This window comes from Micromonospora sp. KC606, assembly GCF_004348675.1.
GTDB lineage: Bacteria > Actinomycetota > Actinomycetes > Mycobacteriales > Micromonosporaceae > Micromonospora.
Map to the genome: position 1 here is coordinate 1 of NZ_SMKN01000331.1, position 3,909 is coordinate 3,909.

Annotated in this window: 6 protein-coding genes and 1 pseudogene; 2 read left to right on the forward strand and 5 right to left on the reverse strand. The window is 74.0% G+C overall.

Annotation, left to right across the window (positions count from 1 at the left end; translation table 11 throughout):
* Nucleotides 1-324 precede the first annotated feature (324 nt).
* Together E1193_RS30365 and E1193_RS30370 are read left to right on the forward strand one after the other, a co-directional pair.
* Nucleotides 325-531 carry a hypothetical protein gene (locus E1193_RS30365; protein WP_132186567.1) on the forward strand — a complete coding sequence of 69 codons (207 nt, stop codon included), beginning with the start codon at nucleotides 325-327 and terminating at the stop codon, nucleotides 529-531.
* A gap of 128 nt (nucleotides 532-659) precedes the next feature.
* The gene (locus E1193_RS30370) at nucleotides 660-1,238 is read left to right on the forward strand and encodes a hypothetical protein (protein ID WP_132186568.1); all 579 of its coding nucleotides are present in this window, start codon (nucleotides 660-662) and stop codon (nucleotides 1,236-1,238) included.
* Between the two features lie 108 nt (nucleotides 1,239-1,346).
* Here the strand turns inward: E1193_RS30370 and E1193_RS30375 are convergent, their stop codons facing one another.
* The 5 genes and pseudogenes from E1193_RS30375 to E1193_RS30395 form a co-directional block, all read right to left on the reverse strand.
* Entirely contained in the window at nucleotides 1,347-1,739 is a 393-nt protein-coding gene (locus E1193_RS30375) for an Rv3654c family TadE-like protein (protein WP_243707968.1), read from the reverse strand.
* Between the two features lie 146 nt (nucleotides 1,740-1,885).
* Complete coding sequence (locus tag E1193_RS30380; protein ID WP_132186570.1) at nucleotides 1,886-2,254, reverse strand: TadE family type IV pilus minor pilin; 369 nt, start codon at nucleotides 2,252-2,254, stop codon at nucleotides 1,886-1,888.
* Nucleotides 2,251-2,379 carry a DUF4244 domain-containing protein gene (locus E1193_RS30385; RefSeq protein ID WP_208418639.1) on the reverse strand — a complete coding sequence of 43 codons (129 nt, stop codon included), beginning with the start codon at nucleotides 2,377-2,379 and terminating at the stop codon, nucleotides 2,251-2,253. Before E1193_RS30385 ends, E1193_RS30380 begins: the two co-directional genes overlap by 4 nt.
* A 74-nt stretch (nucleotides 2,380-2,453) precedes the next feature.
* Nucleotides 2,454-3,101, reverse strand: a complete 648-nt coding sequence (locus tag E1193_RS30390; RefSeq protein ID WP_347877053.1) for a type II secretion system F family protein — start codon at nucleotides 3,099-3,101, stop codon at nucleotides 2,454-2,456.
* A 143-nt stretch (nucleotides 3,102-3,244) separates the two neighbouring features.
* Nucleotides 3,245-3,909: pseudogene (locus tag E1193_RS30395) on the reverse strand (hypothetical protein); the annotation flags it as partial.

The window sequence follows — 3,909 nt, forward strand, 5'->3', positions numbered from 1 at the left end:
CCCCGCGGACGCCCTCGCCGCCACCGGCCGGGTAAGCCTCACCCACCCTGGCGTGATCCACTCCGTTGGCGGCGAATAGCGGTGTCGCGCGCTGGCGATACCCCGATTCGCCGCACCTGAAGTCGATCTCCGACAGGGGACACCGCAACCCGCGCAGCTGAAGTCTCCGGGCGAGCGCTCCCGGCCCGCTCTGTGGGACACGTGCATGACTTGGGTGCTGGATGGGCAAGGAGTTCTGGGAGCGCTTCCATTCGATCGACCCACTCGCATTGAAGGCGTGCCGTCCCGCCGACCCTGCCGTTCTCTGCACCGGAGGAGATAGCCGTGGCCGACACCATCGCCGAGACCGTCGACCTGCTCTACACGATCAATCAGGAGAATCTCACCACCGACCAGCAGATCGCCCTGGGCGCCGCGATGGCGAACCTCGCCCAGGCCGAACGCTTGGAGCAGATCAACGAACGCCTGCGCAACATCCATCAGGTACTCAACTCCTGGGCCATTAAGGCGACCGTCGACGGCGGGCGCTGACCGGCGGGGGTGGCGCTCTGGGGTGCGGAGCGCGCCGACGGTGGACGGCCGCCACAGCAGCGCCGAGGATGTCGGCGTCCACCGGATCTCTGTGCGAGACTCCGCCCACCCTTTGACAGGAGATTTCGATGCAGCTCGACAATTTGCAGACCCAGCTCCAGTTCCACGTCCGCCAGCGGATTCGGTTGATGGTCAACCAGTACGAGGTCCACGCCGTGGCGCCGGACGGCCGGGAGGGCGAGTTGCTGGCGTTCGCTCAGCAGAAGCGGCTCGCCTTCAAGGAACAGGTGACCATCTACACCGATGACTCCAAGCAGCAGCCCCTGCTCGGCTTCAAGGCCCGCCAGCGGCTCGACCTCGGGGCCACCTACGACGTCACCGACCATGAGGGCAACCCGATCGGCCTGTTTCGCAAGGACTTCGGGCAGTCCCTGCTGCGCTCCACCTGGCACGTGGAGCAGCCCGGCCTGCCACAGGTCACCGGCCAGGAACGGAGCATGCCGGTGGCGCTGCTGCGCCGCTTCGTCGACTCGCTCTCCTGGCTGCCGTACCATTTCGACTTCGTCGGTGGAGGCCAGCCCTTCTTCTCGGTCATCAAGAAGTGGGGCCTGCGCGACCGGTACGTCGTCGAGGTGCAGAATCCGCAGATCGACCGCCGCCTGGTAATCGCGATGGCGATCGGTCTGGACGCGCTCCAGGGCCGCTGACCCCCTCGCCGGCCGGGGCGTTCACCGAAGCTGCCCACACCCACGCGCCGGCCGGCCCGCCCACCGGAACCGCCCGTACCCCGGCAGCAAACTGCTCGGCCGGCCCCGTCAGGCGCGGACCGGGCCGGCCCGCGCGGTGGCGGTGGCCACCCGGTAAAAGCCCGGCAGCGGGGTCACCGACACCTCGACCGTCACCAGCGCGTCGAGCCCGTCCAGTCGGCAGCCGGCCATCCGGGCCTGGTTGGCGGACGCCAGCTCGTCGGCCGCGAGGCACGCCGGTCCGTCCCCCCGCAGCGCCTGTCCCGCCGCCGCCAGCGCGGCGAAGTCGGCAGCAACCCGCGCCTGGTGCCGTGCCAGTCGAGCCGTGCCGATGGCTGCTCCGAATACCCCGACCAGCACGAACACCAGTCCGACAAAGAGCAGGCAGATCGACGCGCCGCCCCGGTCGGCGGCAGGGGGTCGATTGGGCTCGAAGAGGGGCCGCTCTCCTCGGCCACCCACGGGCGCCTCGCCCTCGAAAGCCCTCCGGCCGGACGCGACCGCGTCACACCCCGGGGTCCGGCCGCGACACCACGCCCCGGCGCCGGACGGTCTCACGCCCGTCCCCACCATGGTCGGACCCCCGCGCGGCCTCACCCCCGTCCCCATCATGGCCGAGCCCCGGGGACGCCCGGCTCGACGGCGGCGACCGCTGTGGCCTCCACAGTGAGCTGGGGCAGCCGGGCACCGAGCGCACGGACCGGGGCTCGGACGGTGACGGTGACCCGATCCACGTCGACCGACACCGAGACCGTCGCGGCGGGTGGGGCGATTCGCCCGCCGGCCGCCGCGCCGTCCGCGCCACGGGCGGCGGCGAGAGCCGCCTCCCGCGCCGCGTCCAGGCAGGCGGCCCTCGTGGTGACCGCGTCGACCGCAGTCACCCCGGCCAGCAGCAGCAGGAGCAGCGCCGGCAGGCCGGCCGCCAGTTCGGCGGTGAACGATCCCCGGTCACGACCGGCCCGCCGGCGCGGGCTCACTTGAGCGCCCGGTCGATCACCGCGGTCAGCGCGGACTGGACGTTGCCGGAGGTGAGCACCTTGAGCAGGATTCCGGCGAACGCCACGGCGGCAAGGGTGCCGACGGCGTACTCGGCGGTGTTCATACCGGCGTCCCCGCGCAGCCGGGTGCGGATACGGGTACGGAGTCTGCGCACAGTGTGTCCCTTCTCGATGGTTGTCAGAGCACGTCGCCGAGGACGGCGACGATCACCGGCACCAGGCCGGCGAGAATGAAGGCCGGCAGAAAGCAGAGCCCCAGCGGCAGCACGATCAGCACCCCCGCCCGGCGCGCCGCCGCCTCGGCGGCGGTGGAGTGGTCGGCCCGCAGGTCGTCGGCGACCCGGGTCAGCGCACCGGCGAGCGCGGCCCCACTACGTGAGGAGCGCATCGCGGCAGCCGCCACGCGGTCCGCCCCCGGCACCGGCCCGAGGTGTGCCCACGCCTCCTCCGGATCGCCCCCGAGCAGCAGCGTCCGGCCCACCCGGCCGAGGCGTGCCGCCAGCGGGCCGCCGAGCGCGGCGGCCACGGCCAGCACCGAGCGGTCCACCGGCGCGCCGGCGCGCAGCGCCGCCGCCAGCAGGTCGGCGGCCAGGGGCAGGTCGGCGGCTTCGCGCAGCCGCCGTTCACGGGCTGCCGGTGGTTCGATGCGCCGCAGCAGCCAATCCGCCGTCAGGCCGCTCAGCACTCCGGCGAGGCACCCCGACACGCCGCCGAGCAACACCGCGACCGCCAACCCGGCCAGGCCGGCGCCGAGCCGTACCGTGTCCGGCCACCAGCCCGGGCGGCCGGCCGGCCCTCCCCCGGATTTGGCAGCCGTCCCTGCGATCTGCGGGTCCGCCGACCTGTCCGGCCCCCGCGTACGTGTGCCCAGACCACGCAGCCGCCGGGCCGGCCGGGCCATCGCCGTGCGTGCGGCCACCAGCAGCGCGGCCGTGGTCAGCAACGCGGCGACGGTCATCGGCTGCCCGTTCATCGGCCGTGCCCGTCGGGAAGCCGGCCCAGCCGTTCGGCCCAGAGCAGCCCGCCGGTCTGCAGGGCGGCCGCGGTCACCGCGCTGATCCCGCCGACGGGGGTGTGCAGCAGCACGGTCAACGGGTCGACGCCGATGCCGTAGCCGAGGCCGATCCCGCCGAGCGGTAGGGCGGCCAACAGCAGCGCGGTGGCCCGCGCACCGGCGGCCTGTGCGGAGGCTGCGGCCAACCCCCGGTCCGCCGCGCGCGCGTCGGCCTCAATGCGTTCGAGGAGTTCCGCCAAAGGCGCGCCGGTCCGGTCGGCCAGCCGCACGGCGGCCCGGGTCAGACGGGCGAGGCGGTCCGGGTGGTCGTCCGGCTCGGGGGCGGGCAGACCCGCCCGCAGGTCGGCCGCGAGGGCGCAGAGCTGGTCCAGCCGACGCCGGCGGTCCCGGGTTGCGTGCCGGCCGGCCCGCCCCCGCAGCACGGCCCGAGCGCCGAGCACGCCGTAGCAGGCGAGCAGGAGCCCGGCGACCGGGCCTGCGATGGCCACACCTGCTGCCGCACCGGCGACGCCGACCAGCAGCAGCGTCCGACGTGGGCGAGCCGTCAGCGGCACCACCAACCGCCGGGCCGGACCGGGGTGAAGCCCGCCACCGGTTTGGCGGCCCGTGGGGGCACCGG